This window comes from Micromonospora sp. NBS 11-29 (assembly GCF_002140155.1).
Classification (GTDB): domain Bacteria; phylum Actinomycetota; class Actinomycetes; order Mycobacteriales; family Micromonosporaceae; genus Micromonospora.
Genome location: NZ_NAPR01000006.1, coordinates 243,357 through 264,899 on the forward strand (window position 1 = coordinate 243,357; position 21,543 = coordinate 264,899).

At 71.8% G+C, this 21,543-nt stretch carries 18 protein-coding genes and 2 pseudogenes; 11 read left to right on the forward strand and 9 right to left on the reverse strand.

All coding sequences use genetic code 11. The annotated features are described in order from the left end of the window. Positions 1 to 91: 91 nt before the first annotated feature. The gene (locus tag B1205_RS08790; protein ID WP_089155151.1) at positions 92 to 295 is read right to left on the reverse strand and encodes a helix-turn-helix transcriptional regulator; all 204 of its coding nucleotides are present in this window, start codon (positions 293 to 295) and stop codon (positions 92 to 94) included. 76 nt (positions 296 to 371) lie between these two features. On the opposite strand from B1205_RS08790, the gene valS reads away from it, so the two are divergent. Beyond that, complete coding sequence (valS, locus tag B1205_RS08795) at positions 372 to 2,936, forward strand: valine--tRNA ligase (protein ID WP_089155152.1); 2,565 nt, start codon at positions 372 to 374, stop codon at positions 2,934 to 2,936. A 94-nt stretch (positions 2,937 to 3,030) separates the two neighbouring features. Here the strand turns inward: valS and B1205_RS08800 are convergent, their stop codons facing one another. Genes B1205_RS08800 through B1205_RS08815 form a run of 4 tightly spaced genes read right to left on the reverse strand, consistent with a single transcriptional unit; the run spans position 3,031 to position 6,485 of the window. Continuing rightward, complete coding sequence (locus tag B1205_RS08800) at positions 3,031 to 3,741, reverse strand: ABC transporter permease subunit (RefSeq protein ID WP_089155153.1); 711 nt, start codon at positions 3,739 to 3,741, stop codon at positions 3,031 to 3,033. Further along, positions 3,741 to 4,700 (reverse strand): ABC transporter ATP-binding protein, encoded by a 960-nt coding sequence (locus B1205_RS08805; RefSeq protein ID WP_089155154.1) that lies wholly within the window; start codon positions 4,698 to 4,700, stop codon positions 3,741 to 3,743. The genes B1205_RS08800 and B1205_RS08805 overlap by 1 nt, the downstream gene beginning before the upstream one ends. After that, on the reverse strand, positions 4,697 to 5,578 hold the full coding sequence (locus tag B1205_RS08810) for an ABC transporter permease (RefSeq protein ID WP_089155155.1): 882 nt from the start codon (positions 5,576 to 5,578) through the stop codon (positions 4,697 to 4,699). The genes B1205_RS08805 and B1205_RS08810 overlap by 4 nt, the downstream gene beginning before the upstream one ends. Next, a complete protein-coding gene (locus B1205_RS08815) occupies positions 5,571 to 6,485 on the reverse strand; it encodes an ABC transporter ATP-binding protein (protein WP_089155156.1) in 915 nt (304 codons plus the stop codon). Before B1205_RS08815 ends, B1205_RS08810 begins: the two co-directional genes overlap by 8 nt. A 144-nt stretch (positions 6,486 to 6,629) precedes the next feature. Between B1205_RS08815 and B1205_RS08820 the strand changes: the two genes are divergently transcribed. The 4 genes and pseudogenes from B1205_RS08820 to galT all read left to right on the forward strand — a co-directional run bounded on the left by B1205_RS08820 (position 6,630) and on the right by galT (position 10,736). Continuing rightward, complete coding sequence (locus tag B1205_RS08820) at positions 6,630 to 7,187, forward strand: DM13 domain-containing protein (protein ID WP_089155157.1); 558 nt, start codon at positions 6,630 to 6,632, stop codon at positions 7,185 to 7,187. Between the two features lie 113 nt (positions 7,188 to 7,300). Next, a complete protein-coding gene (gene cysC / locus B1205_RS08825) occupies positions 7,301 to 8,788 on the forward strand; it encodes an adenylyl-sulfate kinase (RefSeq protein ID WP_089155158.1) in 1,488 nt (495 codons plus the stop codon). 145 nt (positions 8,789 to 8,933) lie between these two features. Next, a pseudogene (locus B1205_RS08830) lies at positions 8,934 to 9,667 on the forward strand (DeoR/GlpR family DNA-binding transcription regulator). Then, positions 9,664 to 10,736, forward strand: a pseudogene (gene galT, locus B1205_RS08835) (galactose-1-phosphate uridylyltransferase). Before B1205_RS08830 ends, galT begins: the two co-directional pseudogenes overlap by 4 nt. 291 nt (positions 10,737 to 11,027) lie before the next feature. Here galT and B1205_RS08840 read toward each other — a convergent pair. Together B1205_RS08840 and B1205_RS08845 are read right to left on the reverse strand one after the other, a co-directional pair. Continuing rightward, positions 11,028 to 12,245, reverse strand: coding sequence for an NADP-dependent isocitrate dehydrogenase (locus B1205_RS08840; RefSeq protein ID WP_089155159.1), 1,218 nt, complete (start codon positions 12,243 to 12,245; stop codon positions 11,028 to 11,030). Positions 12,246 to 12,276: 31 nt separating this feature from the next. After that, positions 12,277 to 12,768, reverse strand: coding sequence for a VOC family protein (locus B1205_RS08845; RefSeq protein WP_441338458.1), 492 nt, complete (start codon positions 12,766 to 12,768; stop codon positions 12,277 to 12,279). Between the two features lie 21 nt (positions 12,769 to 12,789). Here B1205_RS08845 and B1205_RS08850 point away from each other — a divergent pair, with 21 nt between their 5' ends. Beyond that, positions 12,790 to 13,584 carry a TetR/AcrR family transcriptional regulator gene (locus B1205_RS08850; protein ID WP_089155160.1) on the forward strand — a complete coding sequence of 265 codons (795 nt, stop codon included), beginning with the start codon at positions 12,790 to 12,792 and terminating at the stop codon, positions 13,582 to 13,584. Between the two features lie 73 nt (positions 13,585 to 13,657). On the opposite strand, the gene mdh is transcribed toward B1205_RS08850, so the two are convergent. Together mdh and B1205_RS08860 are read right to left on the reverse strand one after the other, a co-directional pair. Beyond that, the gene (gene mdh, locus B1205_RS08855; RefSeq protein WP_089155161.1) at positions 13,658 to 14,608 is read right to left on the reverse strand and encodes a malate dehydrogenase; all 951 of its coding nucleotides are present in this window, start codon (positions 14,606 to 14,608) and stop codon (positions 13,658 to 13,660) included. A 99-nt stretch (positions 14,609 to 14,707) separates the two neighbouring features. Next, positions 14,708 to 15,517 carry a tetrahydrofolate dehydrogenase/cyclohydrolase catalytic domain-containing protein gene (locus B1205_RS08860; protein ID WP_089155162.1) on the reverse strand — a complete coding sequence of 270 codons (810 nt, stop codon included), beginning with the start codon at positions 15,515 to 15,517 and terminating at the stop codon, positions 14,708 to 14,710. Positions 15,518 to 15,763: 246 nt separating this feature from the next. On the opposite strand from B1205_RS08860, the gene B1205_RS08865 reads away from it, so the two are divergent. The 5 genes from B1205_RS08865 (at position 15,764) to B1205_RS08885 (ending at position 21,377) form a co-directional block, all read left to right on the forward strand. Further along, complete coding sequence (locus tag B1205_RS08865) at positions 15,764 to 17,362, forward strand: peptide ABC transporter substrate-binding protein (RefSeq protein ID WP_089155163.1); 1,599 nt, start codon at positions 15,764 to 15,766, stop codon at positions 17,360 to 17,362. Between the two features lie 90 nt (positions 17,363 to 17,452). Then, positions 17,453 to 18,391, forward strand: coding sequence for an ABC transporter permease (locus B1205_RS08870; protein ID WP_089155164.1), 939 nt, complete (start codon positions 17,453 to 17,455; stop codon positions 18,389 to 18,391). After that, on the forward strand, positions 18,384 to 19,340 hold the full coding sequence (locus tag B1205_RS08875) for an ABC transporter permease (protein ID WP_089155165.1): 957 nt from the start codon (positions 18,384 to 18,386) through the stop codon (positions 19,338 to 19,340). Before B1205_RS08870 ends, B1205_RS08875 begins: the two co-directional genes overlap by 8 nt. Before the next feature lie 5 nt (positions 19,341 to 19,345). Then, a complete protein-coding gene (locus tag B1205_RS08880; protein WP_089155166.1) occupies positions 19,346 to 20,365 on the forward strand; it encodes an ABC transporter ATP-binding protein in 1,020 nt (339 codons plus the stop codon). Then, positions 20,349 to 21,377, forward strand: coding sequence for an ABC transporter ATP-binding protein (locus B1205_RS08885; RefSeq protein WP_089155167.1), 1,029 nt, complete (start codon positions 20,349 to 20,351; stop codon positions 21,375 to 21,377). The genes B1205_RS08880 and B1205_RS08885 overlap by 17 nt, the downstream gene beginning before the upstream one ends. The last annotated feature ends 166 nt before the right edge of the window (positions 21,378 to 21,543 follow it).

The window sequence follows — 21,543 nt, forward strand, 5'->3', positions numbered from 1 at the left end:
CGGGATGGACGCTTCGCTGGCGCGTCGAGACGGCAGGGTCCGAGATCTTGGTACGGAATCCGCTGTCGCGGAGCCGGGCAGTCGGACGTGACTACGCCTCGTCGTCAACCTCACCAAGATGCGGGCGGTGCTCTCGAATCCAAGCTTCGACATCGGCCTTCAGCCAGACCGAGCCCATGCCTAGCCGGTCATACGGCTTCGGGAAGTCGGGCCGGTCGATGATCTGCCGAGCCCGTTGGCGACTGACGCCCAGCCGGGCCGCGATCTCGCCCGCCCCGTACAGGTGGCGTGGCACGGCCGCAGGGTAGCCAGTACCGGCCGCCCCACGAAAGCCGTGGAGCGGCCCCGCCGCGCCCGCCTACCATCGGCGGATGACCGACACGATCAGGACCGGCCGGGGCGGGCCTCCGGAACGTCCGAGCCTGGACGGGCTTGAGGAGACCTGGGCGCGTCGCTGGCAGGACGACGGCACGTACGCGTTCGACCGCACCAGGGAACGCGCGGACGTGTACTCAATCGACACCCCGCCGCCGACCGTGTCGGGCGAGCTGCACATGGGGCACGTCTTCTCGTACACGCACACCGACACGGTGGCCCGGTTCCAGCGGATGCGCGGGCGGACCGTGTTCTACCCGATGGGCTGGGACGACAACTGGCTGCCCACCGAGCGCCGGGTGCAGAACGTCTACGGCGTGCGTCCCGACCCGACGCTGCCCTACGACCCGGACTGGCGACCACCGGCCGCGCCGGTCGGCGACGACGCCCGGAAGAACCCGACCGCGATCTCCCGGCGCAACTTCATCGAGCTGTGCGAGACGCTGACCGTGGAGGACGAGAAGGTCTTCGAGGCGCTGTGGCGCCGGCTCGGCCTGTCGGTGGACTGGTCGCTGACGTACACCACGATCGGGTCGGCGGCCCGCGCGGCCAGCCAGCGTGCGTTCCTGCGGAACCTGTCCCGGGGCGAGGCGTACCAGGCGGAGGCGCCGACGCTCTGGGACGTCGGGTTCGGCACCGCGGTGGCCCAGGCGGAGCTGGAGGACCGGGAGCGGCCCGGCGCGTACCACCGGCTGCGGTTCACCGGGCCGGGCGGGCGGGAGGTGCTGATCGACACCACCCGGCCGGAGCTGCTGCCGGCCTGCGTGGCGCTGGTCTGCCACCCGGACGACGAGCGCTACGCCGACCTGGTCGGCGCGTCGGCGCGTACCCCGATCTTCGGGGTCCAGGTGCCGGTGCGCGCGCACCCGCTGGCGGACCCGGCCAAGGGCACGGGCATCGCGATGGTCTGCACGTTCGGTGACCTCACGGACGTGACCTGGTGGCGTGAGTTGCGGCTGGACACCCGGGTGGTGATCGGCCGCGACGGCCGGCTGCTGCCGGAGCCGCCGGCGGGCGTGCCGGCGGCGCCCTACGCGGCGCTGGCCGGGCAGACCGTCAACGGCGCCCGGCGGACGCTGGTGGAGCTGCTGGCCGACGCCGGCGACCTGGTCGGCGAGCCGCGCCCGATCACCCACCCGGTGAAGTTCTACGAGCGCGGCGACCGGCCGTTGGAGATCGTCTCGACCCGGCAGTGGTATCTGCGCAACGGCGGCCGGGACGCCGACCTGCGCGACGACCTGCTGGCCCGCGGGCGCGAGGTGCGCTGGGTGCCGGAGCACATGCGGCACCGCTACGAGCACTGGGTGAGCGGCCTGACCGGCGACTGGCTGGTCAGCCGGCAGCGCTTCTTCGGCGTGCCGGTGCCGGTGTGGTACCGGCTCGACGACGCTGGCGAACCGGACTGGACTAACCCTCTCACACCCGACGAGGCGATGCTCCCGATCGACCCGACCAGTGAACCGCCGCCCGGTCACACCGAGGCGCAGCGCGGGCAGCCGGGTGGCTTCACCGGCGATCCGGACGTGCTGGACACCTGGGCCACCTCGTCGCTGACCCCACAGATCGTCGGCGGCTGGGCGACCGACCCGGACCTGTTCGGCCGGGTCTACCCGATGGACCTGCGTCCGCAGGGGCACGACATCATCCGGACCTGGCTGTTCGCCACCGTGGTCCGGTCCCATCTGGAGCACGGCGTGCTGCCCTGGCGGACCACGGTGCTCTCCGGCTGGATCCTCGACCCGGACCGGAAGAAGATGTCGAAGTCCAAGGGGAACGTGGTCACCCCGATGGGGCTGCTGGAGCAGCACGGCTCCGACGCGGTCCGGTACTGGGCCGCCAGCGGCAAGCCGGGCATGGACCTCGCCTTCGACCCGGCCCAGGTCAAGGTCGGTCGGCGGCTGGCCACCAAGCTGCTCAACGCGTCCCGGTTCGCGCTCGGGCTGGGCGCCGCCGACGCGCTGCGGGCCCCGGTCACCCAACCGTTGGACACCGCGATGCTCGCCGAACTGTCCGGCGTGGTCGGGGTGGCGACGTCGGCCCTCGACGGGTACGACCACACGGCCGCCCTGATGGCCGCGGAGGCGTTCTTCTGGCGGTTCTGCGACGACTACATCGAGTTGGTGAAGGATCGCGCCTACGGCTCCGGGCCGGCGGCCGAGTCGGCCCGGGCGGCGCTGGCGACCGCGCTGTCGGTGCAGTTGCGGCTCTTCGCCCCGGTGCTGCCGTTCGTCACCGAGGAGGTGTGGTCCTGGTGGCGGTACGGCTCGGTGCACCGCTCGACGTGGCCCACCACGTACGAGGTGGGCCATGCGATGGCCGCGCCCGGTGACCCGGAGTTGCTGCGGCTGGCCGCCGACGCGCTGGGGCAGGTCCGGCGGGCCAAGTCGGAGCGGAAGCTGTCGATGAAGGCGGATGTGCCGCTGGCCGAGGCGCTCGGGCCGGCGGCCCTGCTCGACCGGCTCACCACGGTCGCCGACGACCTGCGGGCGGCCGGCCGGATCGCCCGGCTCGACCTGCTCCCCGACCGCACCCCCGAGCTGGTCATCGCCTGCGCCTTCTGACTCCTCGCCGGTTAGGCGGGGGCCCTTGTTAACACGTGGGTGTTAAGAAGGGCCCCCGCCTATACCAAATGCGTTAAGCGGGGCCCCCGCCTTGTCAGCTGGTTTCGCCGGCCACGCTGAACGAACGCAGGCGGTCGATCGCCAGCAGCGTGAAGCCGACCGCCACCAACGCGGTGAGCACGGCCGCGACCGGCACCGAGACCGTGGTGCCGAGCAGCGGGGTCGGGGCGATCCGGTCCGCCAGCGCGATCACCCACTGCTGGATCGACAGCACCTTGGTGCCGTCGACGAACCGGCCGAGCAGCCCCTCCCAGATCAGCACGTAGACCAGGCCGAGCAGCACCGGCCGCCGGGTCACCAGGCTGAGCGCCAGGAACAACGCCGAGTACGCCAGCGCGCCCGCCGCCGACGCGGCGACCAGGGCCAGTCCGAGGCGTACCGAGTCGGCGAGCACGCCCGCGACGTAGAGCGGGACGCCGACGGTGACCGCGCTGACCCCGGCCGCCACCGCGAGCTTCGGCAGCACGATCTGCCAGCGGGGCAGCGGCTTGGTCAGGATGTGCACCACGGTGCCGTCGTCGATCTCCGCGCCGAGCACGCCGGTGCCCACGATCAGCGCGACCACCGGCAGCACCACGGCCAGGCCGAGGCCGACCAGCACCGGCGGGCCCCACTGGCCCGGGTCCACACCGAGCGACCGGCACAGCACCGCGAGACCGATCAGGACCAGCGGCAACGGCAGGAGCATGAGGAACCGGGCGCGGCCGAACAGGCCGCGCGCGGTGATCCAGGTAACGGTCGACATCAGGCCTCCACCAGATACGAGAAGACGCTCTCCAACGACTCGTCCTCCGGCAGCAACTGCCGGACCCGGATGTCGTGGCGGAGGGCGATGCGGGGCAACGCCCGGGTGAAGGCGCCGTAGTCGCCGGCCTTCACGGTCAGGCCGGTGCGGCCCAGTTCGACGCCGGAGACCGAGGGCTCGGCCATCAACGCCACCGCGAGGGCCCGGTCGTCGGTGGAGCGCACCGCGAAGACGTGCGGCCGGTTGGTCATCAACCGGCGGATGGTCCGGTAGTCGCCGGAGGCGGCGAGCCGGCCGGCGACCATCACCTGGACCGTGCCGGAGACCTGCTCGACCTCCTCCAGGATGTGCGAGCTGAACAGGATGGTCCGGCCGGCGTCGCCGAGGGAGTGCAGCAGCCCCATCATGTGCAGCCGCTGCCGCGGGTCCATGCCGTTGAACGGCTCGTCGAGCAGCAGCACCTGCGGGTCGTGCACCAGCGCGGCGGCCACCCGGGTGCGCTGCCGCATCCCCTTGGAGTAGGTGCCGATCCGGCGGCCCTGCGCGTCCTCCATCTCGACCAGCTCGATCGCCCGCCGGGTCGCCGCCTCCGGGTCCGGCAGCCGGTGCAGCTTCGCGCTGGCCAGCACGAACTCGTACGCGCTGAGGAACGTGTGCACCGCCTCCCGCTCGCTGACCAGGCCGAGGCGCCGGTAGACGCCCGGGTTGCGCCAGGTCGGCTCGCCGTCGAGCGTCACCGCGCCGCGGGACGGGGCGAGGAAACCGGCCATCATGTGCAGCAGGGTGGTCTTCCCGGCGCCGTTCGGGCCGAGCAGGCCGGTCACGCCGGGGCCGAGCCGCATGGTGACGTCGTTGACCGCCACCACGTTGCCGTACCAGCGGGAGACGCCGGCCAGGTCGAGGGTGCTGGTCGGGGCGGCGGACACGCCGGCCGCCGGTTGTGCGTGCAGCGCCGTCATCGGGCGGCCACCTTCCGGTATCGCAGGAGCAGCAGGCTGACGCAGGCGGCGACGAGCAGGACGGCCACCACCGCGTAGACCGGCCCGAAGTCACCGATCGGTATGCCCCCCTCCTGTCCCTGGGTCAGCCGGTCGCCGAGCGCCCAGGTGCCCACGCCACTGACGAGCGACGACGGTGCGGCGAGGAAGGCCAGCTCGTTGACCGTCCGGGAGGGCAGGATGGAGAGCACGCCGACCACCGGCGTGGTCATCAGGAAGACTGCCACGATGCCGCCGGCGGCGAACGCGCGCTTGCCGGTGAGCGAGGCGACCAGCAGGGCGATCGAGGCGAACACCACCGCCCACAGCCCGGCGTAGAGCAGGCCGGGCAGCAGGTCGAGTAGCTCGTCCCAGACCCCACGCAGGCCCCGGTCGGTGGTGAACGCGGCGCCGAGGAACATCACCAGTTGCGGGCCGCCGAGCAGCAGCCAGAGCGACGTGACCAGCGCCAGCAGCTTGGCCAGCGCGTAGTCGCCGCGCGGCAGCGGCCGGGAGAAGTAGAGCGGCAGCACGCCGCTGCGCAGGTCGCGGGAGACCAGCTCGGGGGCGGCCACCGCGGCGAAGAAGATGACCAGCCAGCTCATCGCGTCGGCGAACTGGGCGTACGTCAGCACCACCTCACCGATCTGGCTGCGCACCGCGGTCACCCCGGCGGCCACCACGGTGACCACGGCGACCACCAGCCAGGGGAAGATCTTCGCCTTGGCGCTGCGGCCGAACCCGAAGACGGTACGCACGCCGTGCCCGTAGAGCGCGCCGAACACCTGCCGGCGGGCCAGCCTCGGCCCGGTGTAGCGCTGGTAGCCGATGTCGTGGATGACGCCGGTGGCTTCAGACATGGCTGGGCTCCCTCGGAGCGAAGAGCTCGGCCACCCGGTGCCGCCGCTGGTCCAGCCGGTGCAGCGGCAGGTCCAGCTCGGCGACCGCGCCGAGGATCAGGTCGTAGGTGTGGTCGTCGGCGAGCGGGACGAGCAGCAGCCGCCCGTCCCGGGACACCGGCAGGTCGAGCGCGGCGAGCCGGGCGGCCAGTTCCTCCGTACCCTCGCTCACCTCGACGGCGAGCACGTCGGTGGCGGTGGTCATCGCGGCGACCCGGTCGGCGCGCAGCAGCCGGCCGCCGTCGATGGCGATCAGCGTGTCGCAGATCCGCTCCACCTCGCCGAGCAGGTGCGAGCAGACCACCACGGAGATGCCGAACTCGGTGCCGATCCGGTGGACCAGGGCGAGCATGGCGTCGCGGCCGGCCGGGTCGAGGCCGTTGGTGGGTTCGTCGAGCAGCAGCAGGTCGGGGTCGTGCACCAGGGCCTGGGCGAGTTTGACCCGCTGCTTCATGCCGGTGGAGTAACCGCCGACCGCCCGGTGCCGCTCCTCGTGCAGGCCGACGTGGCGCAGCGCCTCGGAGGCCCGTTCCCGGGCGACGGTGCGCGGCAGCCCGCTCATCCGCCCCAGGTGGGTGACCAGCTCGGCGGCGGAGAGGTCGGGCGGGAGCGCGTCGTGTTCGGGCATGTATCCGACCCGGGCGCGGACCGCGGCCGGGTCGGTGGTGGGGTCGAGGCCGAGCACCTGCACCCGGCCGCTGGTCGGCGGGAGCAGACCCAGCAGGATCTTGATCAGGGTGGACTTGCCGGCGCCGTTGGCGCCCACCAGCCCGATGATCCCCGGCTCGACCGACACGGTGAGGTCGGCCAACGCGGTGACCCGGCCTCCGTACGTCTTCGTCAGCGACTCGGTCGCGAGCAGTGTCACGCTGTCAGAGTAGGAAGCGCATGCCGCCCCGGGCACCGGGAAACGCTCGGGGATGCCCCTGATTCCGCCCGGACGTCACCCGGTAAGGCTTCCGTAAGCGGCCGGGTCGGTGACCGCGCGGCCGGTGACCGGGAGACTCGACCCATGCCGATCCGTCTGCTGCGCGCCCCACTGACCTGGGTCGCCGTCGCCGTCCTCGCGGTCGGTACGGCGGCCGCGCTGTACTGGTTCCAGCCGTGGAAGCTGGTCACCGACACCGAGGTGCACGAGGAGCTGGTGGCGGTGCCGTCCACGGTGTCGGCCCCGCCGTCACCGTCGGCCGCGCCCGCCTCGACGCCGGCCGGCCCGGTGGTGCTCGCCGGTGGCGAGTTCGTCAGTCACGAGCACGACACCCGTGGCACGGCCCGGATCGTCCGCACCGCCGACGGGCGGCACCGGCTGGAGCTGGTCGGGCTGGACACCTCCAACGGTCCGGATCTTCAGGTCTGGCTGACCGACCAGCCCGTTCGGACCGGTCCGTCCGGGTGGCGCGTGTTCGACGACGGCCGCCACGTCGCGCTCGGCCCGCTCAAGGGCAACCGCGGCGACCAGGCGTACGCGATTCCCGCCGACACCGATCTCACCGGGCTGACCAGCGTCTCGATCTGGTGCCGGCGATTCGCCGTCTCGTTCGGCGCGGCCGCGCTCGCCGACGCCGGCTGAGGCGGCCCGACGGCGCCCGGCTGACCGCCGGGTGGCCGGGAGGTGGAGTGGCGCTCTCGACCGATCGCCGGTGGGCTGCGAAACTGTGTGCCGGCCGGCGAGTTGGGGGTTCGATGAGCAACGGGTGGGTCCTGCCCGAGGACGTTCTGCGGGATGCGCCGTCGTACGCGCCCAGACCCGCTGAGCTGGCCGATCTCGAGTTGTTGCTGACCGGGGCGTACGCGCCGTTGACCGGTTTCATGACCCGGGCGGACCTGGCCTCGCTGGGCCGGCGCGGCCGGCTCGCCGACGGCACGCCGTGGCCGGTGCCGGTCACGCTCCAGGTGCCGGCGGCGCTCGCCGACGGGTTGGACCTGGCCGACCCCGGTCGGCGGGCGCTGGTGCTCACCGACGGCGAGGGCGCTCCGGTGGCGGCGATGGACGTGGTCGACGTCTGGCCGGCCCGCGACGGCACGGTCGGCGTGGGCGGCGCGGTACGCCGGTTGGGCGACGGCGGCCACGGGCCGTTCCAGCGCCTGCGACGCAGTCCGGACGAGGTGCGGGGGCTGCTCCCGCCGGGCCGGGTGCTCGGCGTCTTCGCCGACCGTCCGCTGCACCGCCCGCAGTTGGCGCAGATCGCGCACGCGGCCCGTACGCTCGGCGCGCACCTGTTGGTGCTGATCCCGGTGGGCGAGGAGTCGACCGGCGGCCTACCGGCCGAGGCGCTGGTGCGCGCCGTGTTCGCGGCCCGCGACCGGATGCCGCCGGCGACCCTGCTGGCGGTGCCGCTGGTGCAGCGGAGCGACGAGATCAGCGACGCGTTGCTGCGGGCCCGGGTGGCCGCCTCCTACGGGGTGACCCACCTGCTCTCCACCGAGGGCATGCTCTCCGGCGCCGGCCTGCGGGTGCTGGTGCCCCGGGAGTTGGCGTACGACAACCGGGACGGGCAGTGGCGCTGGCGGGAGGACATCCCACCGCGCAACCGTCGACTGGCGCTCAGTCGGCCGGAGATCGACGACCTGCTCGACCGGGGTTTCCCGCTGCCGGAGTGGCACACCCCACCGGCGGTGGCCCGGGAGCTGGCCCGGGCCCGCCCGCCNGGCTCGGGCAAGTCGACCATCGCCCGGGGCCTGGCCGACGTGCTGCGGGAGCAGGGCGACCGCACCGTCACGCTGCTCGACGGCGACGTGGTGCGGCGGGAACTCTCGGCGGGACTGAGCTTCAGCAAGGCCGACCGGGATTTGAACGTCCGCCGGATCGGGTGGGTGGCCGCCGAGATCGCCCGGCACCGGGGCGTGGGGATCTGCTGCCCGATCGCGCCGTACGCGGCCGCCCGGGCCACCGCCCGGGAGATGGCGCAGGCGTCCGGGGCCGGTTTCCTGCTGGTCCACGTGGCGACCCCGCTGGCGGTCTGCGAGCAGCGCGACCGCAAGGGCCTCTACGCGCGCGCCCGGGCCGGCCTGATCACCGGGATGACCGGCATCGACGACCCGTACGAGGAGCCCACCGACGCCGACCTGGCGGTGGACACCTCGGACCTGACCGTCGAGGAGGCGGTCCAGCGGGTGATGGAGCACCTGACCGAGACCGGCTGGGTGGAGCCCCGGCTCCCGCCCGCCTGACCGGTAACGGAGCACCGACGGCCGCCGTCGCGCCCCCGGACACCGGCGCTGTCGCCTCCGCCCACGTCGCGCGGTAGTGTTCGCCTTTGTTGGAACACGTTCGACCGCGTTCGTGCGGCGAGTGACGCTCGGGAGGTGACCGGGGATGCTGGCACGTCAGCGGCAGACCACCATCCTGGAGCGGGTCCGCGCCGCCGGCGGGGTCCGGGTCACCGAACTGGCCGCCGAGTTCGGCGTCTCCGACATGACCATCCGCCGCGACCTGGAGACGCTGCACGACCAGGGCCTCCTCGCCAAGGTGCACGGCGGGGCGACGCTCGCCGGTCCCGGCTCCACCGACGAGCCCGGCTTCCGCGCCAAGTCCGTCCGGCAGTCCGCCGAGAAGGCGGCCATCGCCGACCACGNGCCACGCTGGCCCGCCGACTCGTGGACGTGCCCGGCCTGACGGTGGTCACCAACTCGCTGCCGGTGGCCGAGATCCTGCACGTCGGCGGCCGGCCGGACCAGACCGTGGTGCTCACCGGCGGGGTGCGCACCCCGTCGGACGCGCTGGTCGGCCCGCTGGCCGTGGCCGCGATCGCCGCGCTCCACCTGGACCTGCTCTTCCTCGGCGTGCACGGGATCAGCGAACGGGCCGGGTTCACCACGCCCAACCTGATGGAGGCGGACACGAACCGGGCGCTGGTGGCCGCCGCCGACCGACTGGTGGTGCTCGCCGACCACACCAAGTGGGGCACGGTCGGCATCTCCTCGATCGTCGGCCTCGACGCGGCGGACGTGCTGGTCACCGACGACCGGTTGGTCCCCGAGGCGCGGCGGGTACTCCAGGACAGGGTGGGCGAGCTGGTGACGGTGCCGGCGACGGAGGGAGCGGAGTGAAGCGTACGCAGATCGACCTGGCCGACGGCCGCGAGCTGATCTACTTCGACGAACGGGACGACGCGGTCCGCGACCAGCCGGACCGGCGGGAACTGCCCCCGCCGCCGCCCGCCTCGCAGCTCCGCTACGACCCGCTGACCGACGAGTGGGTGGCGGTGGCGGTGCACCGGCAGACGCGCACCTTCCTGCCCCCGGCCGACCAGTGTCCGCTCTGCCCGTCCCGGGGCGACCGGCTCAGCGAGATCCCGGCGCCCGACTACGACGTGGTGGTCTTCGAGAACCGGTTCCCGTCACTCAGCCAGCGGGTGGCGGACGAGCCCGCCGAGATCACCCCGTTCACCCCGGTCCGGCCCGGCCTCGGCAGGTGCGAGGTCGTCTGCTTCACCGACGACCACAACGCCTCGTTCGCCCNCGTCGGGTGCGGACCGTGCTGGACGCGCTCGCCGACCGGACCACCGCGCTGAGCGAGCTGCCCGGGGTGGAGCAGGTGTTCCCGTTCGAGAACCGGGGCGTGGAGATCGGGGTGACGCTGCACCACCCGCACGGGCAGATCTACGCGTACCCGTTCGTCACGCCGCGGACCCGCGCCATGCTGGCCGCCGCCCGGCGGCACGCCGAACGCACCGGGGGCAACCTCTACGCCGACGTGCTGGCCGCCGAGCGGGCCGCCGGCGACCGGGTGGTGACCAGCAACGAGCACTGGACCGCGTACGTGCCGGCGGCGGCCCGCTGGCCGTTCGAGGTGCACGTTGCCCCGCACCGGCCGGTGCCGGACATCCCGGCGCTCGACGACGCCGAGCGGGACGCCTTCGGGCCGCTCTACCTGGACCTGCTGCGCCGCTTCGACGGGCTCTTCGACCTGCCCATGCCGTACATCGCCGCGTGGCACCAGGCGCCGGTACGCGTCGACCGGGAGCTGGGCCATCTGCACCTGCAACTGTTCAGCATCCGGCGGGCGAAGGACAAGCTGAAGTACCTGGCCGGCTCGGAGTCCGGCATGGGCGTCTTCATCAACGACATCGCCCCCGAGCGCGCCGCCGAACTGCTGAAAGGAAGGGCCCCTTATTAACGCCTGCGGTAGAGGAAGGGCCCCTTCTTAACAATCTGCGCACGGCATGGGCGCGGGGGGCCCGGGACAGGACCCCCCGCAGGGAAGGGACGGCTGGCTGCGCTCAGCAGCCACGAAGGTCGGCTGGTCGGCGCGCGACCGCCACCGACCTTCCTGGACGCGACTGGCATCTCGTCCACCGGAGTCAACGAGGGCGCACCGACCGAAGTCACGCCGTCCCGCCGGCCCTGAGGTGTTAAGAAGGGCCCCTTCTACAACGCCAGGCGTTAAGAAGGGGCCCTTCCTTACGTGTCAGGCGGCGAGCTTGCGGGCCAGGTTCTCGTCGAGCGCGTTCATGAACTCGTCGGTGGTCAGCCACGGGGCGTCCCGCGAGATGAGCAGCGCGAGGTCCTTGGTCATCTGACCGCCCTCGACGGTGTCGACGATGACCTGCTCCAGCGTGTCGGCGAACTCGGTGACCGCCGGGGTGCCGTCCAGCTTGCCCCGGTGGGCCAGGCCCCGGGTCCAGGCGTAGATCGAGGCGATCGGGTTGGTGGAGGTCTTCTCGCCCTTCTGGTACTGCCGGTAGTGCCGGGTGACGGTGCCGTGCGCGGCCTCGGCCTCGACGGTGCGGCCGTCGGGCGAGAGCAGCACGGAGGTCATCAGGCCGAGCGAGCCGAAGCCCTGCGCGACGGTGTCGGACTGCACGTCACCGTCGTAGTTCTTGCAGGCCCAGACGTACCCGCCCTCCCACTTGAGCGCGGCGGCGACCATGTCGTCGATGAGCCGGTGCTCGTAGGTGAGGCCGGCGGCGTCGAACTCGGCCTTGAACTCGGCCTCGAACACCTCGGCGAAGATGTCCTTGAACCGACCGTCGTACGCCTTGAGGATGGTGTTCTTGGTCGACATGTAGACCGGGTAGTTGCGGTCCAGGCCGTACCGGAACGAGGCGCGGGCGAAGTCCCGGATCGACTCGTCGTAGTTGTACATGCCCATGGCGATGCCGCCGCCGGGGAAGTTGGCGACCTCCAACTCCATCGGCGTGCCGCCGTCGGCCGGCGTGTAGGTGATGGTGACCGTGCCCGGGCCGGGGACGACGAAGTCGGTGGCCTTGTACTGGTCGCCGTGGGCGTGCCGGCCGATGATGATCGGCTTGGTCCAGCCCGGGACGAGCCGCGGCACGTTCGACATGATGATCGGCTCGCGGAAGACCACGCCGCCGAGGATGTTGCGGATGGTGCCGTTCGGCGACCGCCACATCTTCTTCAGGCCGAACTCCTCCACCCGGGCCTCGTCGGGGGTGATGGTCGCGCACTTGACGCCGACGCCGTGCTCCTTGATGGCGTTGGCGGCGTCGATGGTGACCTGGTCGTCGGTCTCGTCACGGTGCTGGATCGACAGGTCGTAGTAGTGCAGGTCGACGTCGAGGTAAGGCAGGATCAGCTGCTCCCGGATCTGCTTCCAGATGATCCGGGTCATCTCGTCGCCGTCGAGCTCAACGACCGGGTTGTTTACCTTGATCTTCGCCATCGACCGGCGCTCCTCTCGGGGTGACTCGTGCTCAACAGTACGAGCGTACTGGAAACCGGTCGAGGGNCGCCGCGGCCGGGACCTCGACCCACTGCACGAACTGGAAGATCACCCCGTTCGGGTCGGTGATCTGGAAGAACCGCTCCCCCCACGGCTCGGTCTGCAGCTCGGTCGTGACCGGGACGTCGGCGCCCTGGATCCGGGCGTACTCGGCGTCGATGTCGTCGACCTCGAAGGCCACGATGAGCCCCTGGGCCCGCTGGTGCTTCAGGCTCTCCGGCTGGAGGGTGTCCAGGCCGGTGCGCAGGAAGATCAGATTGAAGCCGACCCCGTCCCGGGCCAGCGAGACGAAGCCGTCGGCGGACATCTCCTCCCGGAAACCGAAGAGGCGCTGGGCGAAGGCGGCCGAGGCCGACACGTCGTCGACGTTGAGCGAGATGGCCGTCTTGGTGATCTGCACGAGGACCTCCGGTGGCGCGGGCAAAATATCCCGTACATTGTACAACGTACGCCGTACGGTCATGCGGCCTGACAGGATGGGCCGGTGTCCACGTACCGCAGCGGCGCCGGTGATCCGGCCCGCACCCTGCAGTTGCTCTGGCGCCGGCTCGACGACGGCCCGCGCCGGGGGCCGCGGCCGGGTCGCTCCCTCGACGACATCGTCAGCGCGGCGATCGAGCTGGCCGACGCCGAGGGCCTGGACGCGGTGACCATGCGCCGGGTCGCCCAGGCGGTCGGCGTGGCGCCGATGACGCTCTACGGCTACCTGCCGGGCAAGGCGGAGCTGCTCGACCTGATGGTGGACGCGCTCTACGCGCGGCTGCCCCGCCCCGACCGGGCGGGGCAGCCCTGGCGTACCCGGGTGGCCGCCGTGGCCCGGGACAACCGGGACCTCTTCGCGGCCCATCCGTGGGCCGCGGAGGTGGCGACCGGGCGGCCGCCGCTCGGCCCGGGCCTGATGGCGAAGTACGAGTACGAGCTGCGCGCCTTCGACGACACCGGCCTGGACGACGTGACCCGGGACGCCGCGCTGACGTTCCTGCTCGACTTCGTCCGGGCCGCGGCCCGGTCGGCGGCGGAGGCGCGGGCCACCCGCCGGGAGACCGCGCAGAGCGAGGAGCAGTGGTGGGCGGCGAACGGCCCGCTGCTGGCCACGGTGCTGGACGAGGAGGCCTATCCGACCGCGGTCCGGGTGGGCGCCGCCGCCGGCGCGGCGCACAACGCGGCCGTCGACCCCGACCACGCGTACGAGTTCGGGCTGGACCGGGTGCTCGACGGCCTGGCCGCCCTGATCGACCCGGTCGCGGCGCGACGGTCGACGGCCGCCGATCCGGGGTGAGCCACCGGGCGGGGCGGGGAACACGGAAACGCCCCCGCGACCGGTGGTCGCGGGGGCGTTCCGACGGAACGGATCACATGCTGGAGATGTCCGCCTGCTTGGCGCGGACGGCCTCGGCGGCCTCCTTCAGGCTGGCCAGCTCGTCGGCGTCCAGGTCGGTCTCGACGACCCGCTTGACGCCCTCCGCGCCGATCTCGGCCTCGACGCCCAGGTAGACGCCGGAGATGCCGTACTCGCCGTCGACCCACGCGCAGACCGGCATGACCTCGCCGGAGTCCTCCGCGACGGCCTTGGCCATCCGGGCGGCCGCGGCGGACGGGGCGTAGTACGCCGAGCCGGTCTTGAGCAGCGCGACGACCTCGGCGCCACCGTTGCGGGTCTTGACGACCAACTCCTCGATCTGCTCGGCCGGCATGGCCTCGCGCAGCGGCTTGCCGTTCACGGTGCTCTTGGACGGGACCGGGACCATGGTGTCGCCGTGCGAGCCCAGCGTCAGCGTCTTCACCGACTTCACCGGCACGCTCAGCGCCTCGGCGACGAAGTTGGTGAACCGGGCGGTGTCCAGCATGCCGGCCTGACCGAGCACCCGGTTCTTCGGGAACTGCGTGGCGAGCTGGGCCAGCGCGGTCATTTCGTCGAGCGGGTTCGAGACCACGATGACGACGGCGTTCGGGGCGTACTTGGCGACGTTCTCGGCGACCTGACGGACGATCTTGGCGTTCGTCTCCAGCAGGTCCATCCGGCTCATGCCCGGCTTACGGGGCAGGCCGGCGGTGATGACGACCACGTCCGAACCCTCGACGGCCTCGTAGCCCTCGCCGTTCGGCCCGGTGGTGACGCCGACGACCTTGGTCTCGAAGCCCTCGACCGCACGCGACTGGTTGAGGTCGAGGGCGAGGCCCGCCGGCTTGCCCTCCACGATGTCGGTGATCACGACGGTGTCGAAGATGTCGTACTCGGCCAGGCGCTGCGCGGTGGTGGAGCCGTAGAAACCGGCCCCGACGACAGTGACCTTCTTACCCATGGTCGTCCCACTCCCTGCTACCAGTCGGTTTTCCGGACCGTATCAGCCATCCTGGCACCGATCCGGCGAGGGGCGGACGGTTATGACCTGTCTGGGTGGTCAGGCGTCCCGCTCGGCCCGTTCGACCACGTTCGTCAGCAGCATCGCCCGGGTCATCGGACCGACGCCGCCCGGCATCGGCACCACCTTGCCGGCCACCTCGGCCACCTCCGGGTCGACGTCGCCGGTGTAGCGGCCCTTGCCGTCGTCACCGATCACCCGCGTGATGCCGACGTCGACCACGGTGGCGCCCGGGGTGATCATGTCGGCGGTGAGCAGCCCCGGCACGCCCGCGGCGACGATGACGACGTCGGCCCGGCGGGTGTGCGCGGCGAGGTCGAGCGTGCCGGTGTGGCAGAGCGTCACGGTGGCGTTCTCGCTGCGGCGGGTGAGCAGCAGGCCGAGCGGCCGGCCCACCGTGTTGCCCCGACCGACCACCGCGACGTCCGCGCCGCGCAGNNGACCGTCGTACCCGAGCACCAGCCGGCCCAGGTTGACCGGGTGCAGGCCGTCCGCGTCCTTGTCCGGGTCGATCGACTCCAGCGCCCGCTGGGTGTCCAGGTGGGCGGGGAGCGGGAGCTGAACGATGTAGCCGTGGCAGGCCGGGTCCGCGTTCAGCTCGGCGAGGGCCGCGTCGAGCTGCGCCTGGGTCGCGTCGGCCGGCAGCGTGACCCGCAGCGAGGCGATGCCGACCTCGGCGCAGTCGCGGTGCTTGCCGTTGACGTACGCCTGGGAGCCGGGGTCCTCCCCGACCAGCACCGTGCCGAGCCCCGGGGTGATGCCCCGCTCGGCGAGCGCCTTGACCCGAGCCCGCAGCTCGTCCTTGATCTCCGCCGCGGTTGCCTTGCCGTCCAGGATCGTCGCCGTCACGCCGTGATCGTCTCACGTCCGGCCCCGGGCCGGACGACGACGGCCCACCGTGACGCTCCGCAACGTGGATTGCGTCACTAAGCGTGAGCATGGCGAGATCGAAACCGGATCCCCAGGCACGTTCTGTTACCAGCTCGCAACGCATCCGTTGTCGACCCGCCGCACCGCGACCTACCGTTACGGGTCGTTGCGCAGCGTCACCCAGCGTCGGGCCGACCGCGCAGCGTGAGGAGATGAGGAGACTCCATGCGTGTTCGTAGGCTGGCGGCCTGGGCCGCTCTCCCGCTCGCGGTGACCCTGGGCCTGACGGCCTGCGGCTCCGGCAGCGGCGGCGGCGGCGCGAGCGACCCCGACGCGGCGGTCCGGATCGAGATCGCCGAGCCGCAACACCTGGTGCCGACCAACACCAACGAGACGAGCGGCTCGCAGGTGCTGTCCGCGCTGTTCAGCCCGCTTGTCGACTACGACGAGGCGAACAAGCCGCACGAGGTGGCGGCCGAGTCGGTGACGTCGTCGGACAACAGGGTCTGGACGATCAAGCTGAAGCCCGGCTACACGTTCCACAACGGCGAGCAGGTCACGGCCGACAACTACCTCGACGCCTGGAACTACGGCGCCTACGCGCCGAACGGCCAGAATTCCAGCTACTTCTTCGAGAAGATCGCCGGCTACGACGACCTCCAGGGCGAGAAGCCGAAGGCCGAGACCCTGAGCGGCCTGACGAAGGTCGACGACCTGACCTTCACGGTGACGCTCACCGAGCCGTACGTGGACTTCAAGGCCATGCTCGGCTACACCGCCTTCTACCCGCTGCCGAAGGCCGCGTTCTCCGCGCCGGGCGTGCTGGCCGAGGGGTACGAGCAGGCGCCGGTCGGCCAGGGCCCGTTCCGGATGAAGGGCGACTGGCAGCACGACGCCAAGGTCGAGGTGGAGCGCTACGACGCGTTCCCGGGTCAGCAGCCCAAGGTGGGCGGCGTCGAGTTCCGGATCTACCAGCAGCCCACCGCCGCGTACGCGGACGTGCTGGCGGACAACCTCGACGTGATCAAGACGATCCCGACGGAGAACCTCTCCACCGCCGCCACCGACCTCGGCGACCGGTTCCAGCAGAGCCCGGCGTCGTCGCTCCAGGTCCTGGCGTTCCCGACGTTCCAGGAGGAGTTCAGCAAGCCCGAGGTGCGCAAGGCCATCTCGATGGCGATCGACCGGGACGAGATCACCAAGTCGATCTTCAAGGACTCGCAGCAGCCGGCCCGGTCGTTCGTCTCGCCGGTGGTCGCGGGCTACCGGGAGAACACCATCGGCGCCGCCGGCGCGTTCGACCCGGTCAAGGCCCGGTCGATGTACGAGGCCGCGGGCGGCCCGAAGACGATCGAGCTGTCCTACAACGGTGACGGCGGCCACAAGGACTGGATCGACGCGACCTGCAACCAGCTCAAGGCGAACCTGGGTGTGGAGTGCGTCGGCAACGCCGAGCCGAAGTTCGCGGACCTGCTGACCAAGCTCAAGCAGAAGCAGTCGGTCGGCCTGTTCCGGATGGGCTGGGTGATGGACTACCCGTCGATGGAGAACTACCTCGGCCCGCTGTACAGCAGCACCGGCTCGTCGAACTACTACGGCTACGCCAACCCGGAGTTCGACAAGCTGCTCGCCGAGGGTGCCCGCGCGGCGTCCGAGGACGAGGCGATCACGAAGTACCAGGCGGCGGAGGACCTGCTCGCGGAGGACCTGCCGGTGATCCCGCTGCGGTACGGGCAGAACAACTTCGGCCACTCCACCAAGGTCACGAACGTCCACGTGGACCTCTTCGACCGGGTGGACCTGCTGAAGATCGAACTCGCCTGACACCCCCGGCGTCGGGCCGGGTCACCCCCACCGGGTGGCCCGGCCCGCGCATTGGCACACATTCAGCCCGGTTTGGGCAGACTTGGCGGCATGCTCCGCTTCATCCTGCGGCGACTGCTCCAGATGGTCCTCGCCTTCTTCGGGACCACGCTGATCGTCTACGCGTTGATGTTCGCCGGGCAGGGCGACCCGATCCAGGCGCTCGCCGGGGAGCGACCCGTCACCGCGGCCCAGCGTGCCTACCTCACCGAGAAGTACCACCTCGACGCGACCGGGGTCGGCGGCTTCTTCTACCGCTACGTCAACTACCTGGGCGGCCTGCTCCGGGGTGACCTCGGCCAGTCGCTGACCGGCCGGCAGATCGGCGACATCCTCGCCGCCGCCTGGCCGGTCACCGTCAAACTGGCACTCATCGCCATGGCCGTGACCGTGCTCTTCGGGGTCACCGCCGGGGTGATCGCCGCCATCCGGCGCAGCGGCGTCTTCGACCACGCGACGCTCGTGCTCACGCTGCTGGTGCTCGGCATACCGACCATCGTGCTGGCCCCGCTGGCGCAGTACTTCCTCGGCGTACGCTGGCCGATCTTCCCGCCCACCGCGGGCGCCCAGCCCTCGTTCCGGGCGCTGCTGCTGCCCGGCATCGTGCTCGGCTCGCTGTCGCTGGCGACCGCGCTGCGGCTGACCCGGACCTCGGTCACCGAGAACCTGCGCGCCGACTACGTGCGCACCGCCCGCTCGAAGGGGTTGATGCGGCGGCGGATCGTCGGCGTGCACGTGCTGCGCAACTCGCTGATCCCGGTGGTCACGTTCCTCGGCGTGGAACTGGGCAACCTGATGAGCGGCGCGATCATCACCGAGGGCGTGTTCAACATCCCCGGCGTCGGCTTCAACCTGTTCCGCGGCATCCGCACCGAGGACGGCCCGCTGGTGGTGGGCATCGTCAGCGTGCTGGTCGTGGTCTACCTGCTGGCCAACCTGGTGGTGGACGTGCTCTACGCCGTGCTCGACCCGAGGATCAGATATGAGTGACTTCGAGACGGTGGCGGCGACGGAGGACCAGTCGGCGCGGCGGGGGGTCTCCGGCGAGCCCGGCACCCCGGACCGGGCCGGTCGGCCGGGCCGGTCCCGCAGCCTGGCCGGCGACGCCTGGCGCGACCTGCGCCGCAACCCGGTCTTCTGGCTCAGCCTGTTGCTGGTCGTGCTGGTCGCCGCGATGGCCGCGTTCCCCGGGCTGTTCACCGCCAACGACCCGCGCGACTGCGTGCTCTCCCGGCAGCACGCCGGGCCGTCCGGCGGGGCCATCTTCGGGTACGACTTCCAGGGCTGCGACACGTTCGCCCGGGCGGTCTACGGCGCCCGCGCGTCCCTGCTGGTCGGCGCGTTCTCGGCGCTGATCACCGGCGTGATCGCGCTGGTCGTCGGGATGCTCGCCGGCTTCTTCGGCGGCTGGGTCGACGCGGTGCTCTCCCGGGTGATCGACATCGTGCTCGGCATCCCGCTGCTGCTGGCCGCGATCGTGCTGCTCAAGCGCGTGAGCACCAGCGGCGAGACGGTACGCCTGCTCGCGGTCATCCTGGTGCTGGCGCTGCTCGGCTGGACCACCGCCGCCCGGGTGGTGCGCTCCTCGGTCCTCACCGCCCGGGAACAGGACTACGTGGCCGCCGCCCGGATGCTCGGGGCCGGCAACGGCCGGATCATGTGGCGGCACATCCTGCCGAACGCGCTCGCGCCGGCCATCGTGGTGCTCACCATCGCGCTCGGCTCGTTCATCGCGGCCGAGGCCACGCTGAGCTTCCTCGGCATCGGCCTGAAGGCCCCGACCATCTCCTGGGGCATCGACATCGACGCCGGCCGGGTGCACATGCGGGAGTCGGCCACGCCGCTGATCGTGCCGTCGGTCTTCCTCGCGCTGACCGTGCTCGCCTTCATCATGCTCGGCGACGCGGTCCGCGACGCCTTCGACCCGAAGCTGCGGTGAGACCCATGCCGACGCCGGCCTCCCCCACCCCGCCGGGCGGGCACCTGCTGGAGGTACGCGACCTGCACGTCGAGTTCCGCACCCGCGAGGGCGTGGCCCGGGTGATCAACGGGGTGACGTACCACCTGGACCGGGGCGAGACGCTGGCCGTGCTCGGCGAGTCCGGCTCCGGCAAGTCGGTCACCGCCCAGGCGATCATGGGCATCCTGGACACCCCACCGGCGTACGTCCGTGGCGGCCAGATCCGCTACCGGGGGCGGGACCTGCTCACCCGATCGGAGGAGGAGCGCCGGCAGGTGCGCGGCACGGAGATCGCGATGATCTTCCAGGACGCGCTGTCGGCGTTGAACCCGGTCTTCCCGGTCGGCTGGCAGATCGGCGAGTCGCTGCGGCAGCGGGCCGGGATGTCCCGGGCCGACGCGCGGCGACGCACCGTCGAGCTGATGGACCTGGTCCGGATCCCAGCCGCGGCGAAACGCCTCGGCGACCACCCGCACCAGTTCTCCGGTGGCATGCGGCAACGCGTCATGATCGCCATGGCGCTGGCGCTGGACCCGAAGGTGCTGATCGCCGACGAGCCCACCACCGCGCTGGACGTCACGGTGCAGGCCCAGATCATGGACCTCCTGGCCGACCTGCGCCGGGACCTGGGCATGGCACTCGTCCTGATCACACACGACCTCGGCGTGGTCGCGGGCGTGGCGGACCGGATCGCGGTCATGTACGCCGGCCGGATCGTCGAGCACGCCGACGTGCACGCGCTGTACCGGGCGCCCGCGCACCCGTACACGAAGGGGTTGTTGGAGTCGATCCCCCGGCTCGACCGGCGGGGTGGGGCGCTGTCGACCATCCGCGGCCTGCCGCCGAACCTGATGGACATCCCCGCCGGCTGCCCGTTCCACCCCCGGTGCCCGTACGCGCGCCAGGTCTGCCTGGACGAGGTTCCCCACGACCTGGTCCTCGCCGGCGGCCGGACCAGCGCGTGCCACTTCGCGCAGGAGGTCCACGATGACCGCGCCGGCTAGCCCCACCAAGGTCCGCGGCGAGACGATCCTCGCGGTCGACGAGCTGGTCAAGCACTTCCCCATCACCCGGGGTGTGCTGTTCAAGCGGCAGATTGGCGCGGTGCGGGCGGTCGACGGGGTGAGCTTCGAGCTGCGTCGCGGCGAGACGCTCGGCGTGGTCGGCGAGTCCGGCTGCGGCAAGTCCACGCTGGCCCGGCTGCTCATGCGGCTGGAAACCCCGACCGCCGGCCGGGCCACGCTGGAGGGGCGGGACCTGTTCCGGGCATCCGGCGGGGAGCTGCGGCGGCTGCGGCGGAACATGCAGATGGTGATGCAGGATCCGTACACCTCGCTCAACCCCCGGATGACGGTCGGCGACATCGTCGGCGAGCCGTTCGCCATCCACCCGGACGCCGCCCCGAAGGGCAGCCGGCGACAGCGGGTGCGCGAGCTGCTGGACGTGGTCGGGCTCAACCCGGAGCACGTCAACCGCTATCCGCACCAGTTCTCCGGCGGCCAGCGGCAGCGCATCGGCATCGCCCGCGCGCTCGCGCTGCGCCCGGAGATCATCGTCTGCGACGAGCCGGTGTCGGCCCTGGACGTCTCCATCCAGGCCCAGGTGATCAACCTGCTGGAGCAGCTCCAGGACGAGTTCGGGCTCTCCTACGTCTTCATCGCCCACGACCTGTCGGTGGTCCGGCACATCTGCGACCGGGTGGCGGTGATGTACCTGGGCCGGATCGTGGAGATCGGCACCGAGGAGCAGATCTACCAGCGCGCCACCCACCCGTACACCCAGGCGTTGCTCTCGGCGGTGCCGGTGCCCGACCCGGAGGCCCGCGACCGGCGGACCGTCATCCGGCTCACCGGTGACGTGCCCAGCCCGGCCGACCCGCCGTCGGGCTGCCGGTTCCGCACCCGGTGCTGGAAGGCCGAGGAGGTCTGTGCCGTCCAGGACCCGCAGACGGTCCCCCGGGCGGCGGACCCGCACCCGTCCGCCTGCCACTTCGCCGAGGTACGCACGGACGTCTGAGGCCCCGTCCCCCCGGGAGGAAGTGGGGCGCGTTCGACCACCGGCTCTCCGGCGTGTCGGCACCGGCGGCATCAAGGCGCTGAACGCGCTATACCTCAGAGGCATATTTATGCCTTTGAGGTATAGCGCGCACATCTGATTGTTTCTTCGGCCGAGGGCCACGCAC

Excerpts from the sequence above, each read along its gene's own strand:
- valS (WP_089155152.1), top strand. The coding sequence starts at position 372 with ATGACCGACACGATCAGGACCGGCCGGGGCGGGCCTCCGGAACGTCCG.
- B1205_RS08800 (WP_089155153.1), bottom strand. The coding sequence starts at position 3,741 with ATGTCGACCGTTACCTGGATCACCGCGCGCGGCCTGTTCGGCCGCGCC.
- B1205_RS08805 (WP_089155154.1), bottom strand. The coding sequence starts at position 4,700 with ATGACGGCGCTGCACGCACAACCGGCGGCCGGCGTGTCCGCCGCCCCG.
- B1205_RS08810 (WP_089155155.1), bottom strand. The coding sequence starts at position 5,578 with ATGTCTGAAGCCACCGGCGTCATCCACGACATCGGCTACCAGCGCTAC.
- B1205_RS08820 (WP_089155157.1), top strand. The coding sequence starts at position 6,630 with ATGCCGATCCGTCTGCTGCGCGCCCCACTGACCTGGGTCGCCGTCGCC.
- B1205_RS08840 (WP_089155159.1), bottom strand. The coding sequence starts at position 12,245 with ATGGCGAAGATCAAGGTAAACAACCCGGTCGTTGAGCTCGACGGCGAC.
- mdh (WP_089155161.1), bottom strand. The coding sequence starts at position 14,608 with ATGGGTAAGAAGGTCACTGTCGTCGGGGCCGGTTTCTACGGCTCCACC.
- B1205_RS08865 (WP_089155163.1), top strand. The coding sequence starts at position 15,764 with ATGCGTGTTCGTAGGCTGGCGGCCTGGGCCGCTCTCCCGCTCGCGGTG.
- B1205_RS08870 (WP_089155164.1), top strand. The coding sequence starts at position 17,453 with ATGCTCCGCTTCATCCTGCGGCGACTGCTCCAGATGGTCCTCGCCTTC.
- B1205_RS08875 (WP_089155165.1), top strand. The coding sequence starts at position 18,384 with ATGAGTGACTTCGAGACGGTGGCGGCGACGGAGGACCAGTCGGCGCGG.
- B1205_RS08880 (WP_089155166.1), top strand. The coding sequence starts at position 19,346 with ATGCCGACGCCGGCCTCCCCCACCCCGCCGGGCGGGCACCTGCTGGAG.
- B1205_RS08885 (WP_089155167.1), top strand. The coding sequence starts at position 20,349 with ATGACCGCGCCGGCTAGCCCCACCAAGGTCCGCGGCGAGACGATCCTC.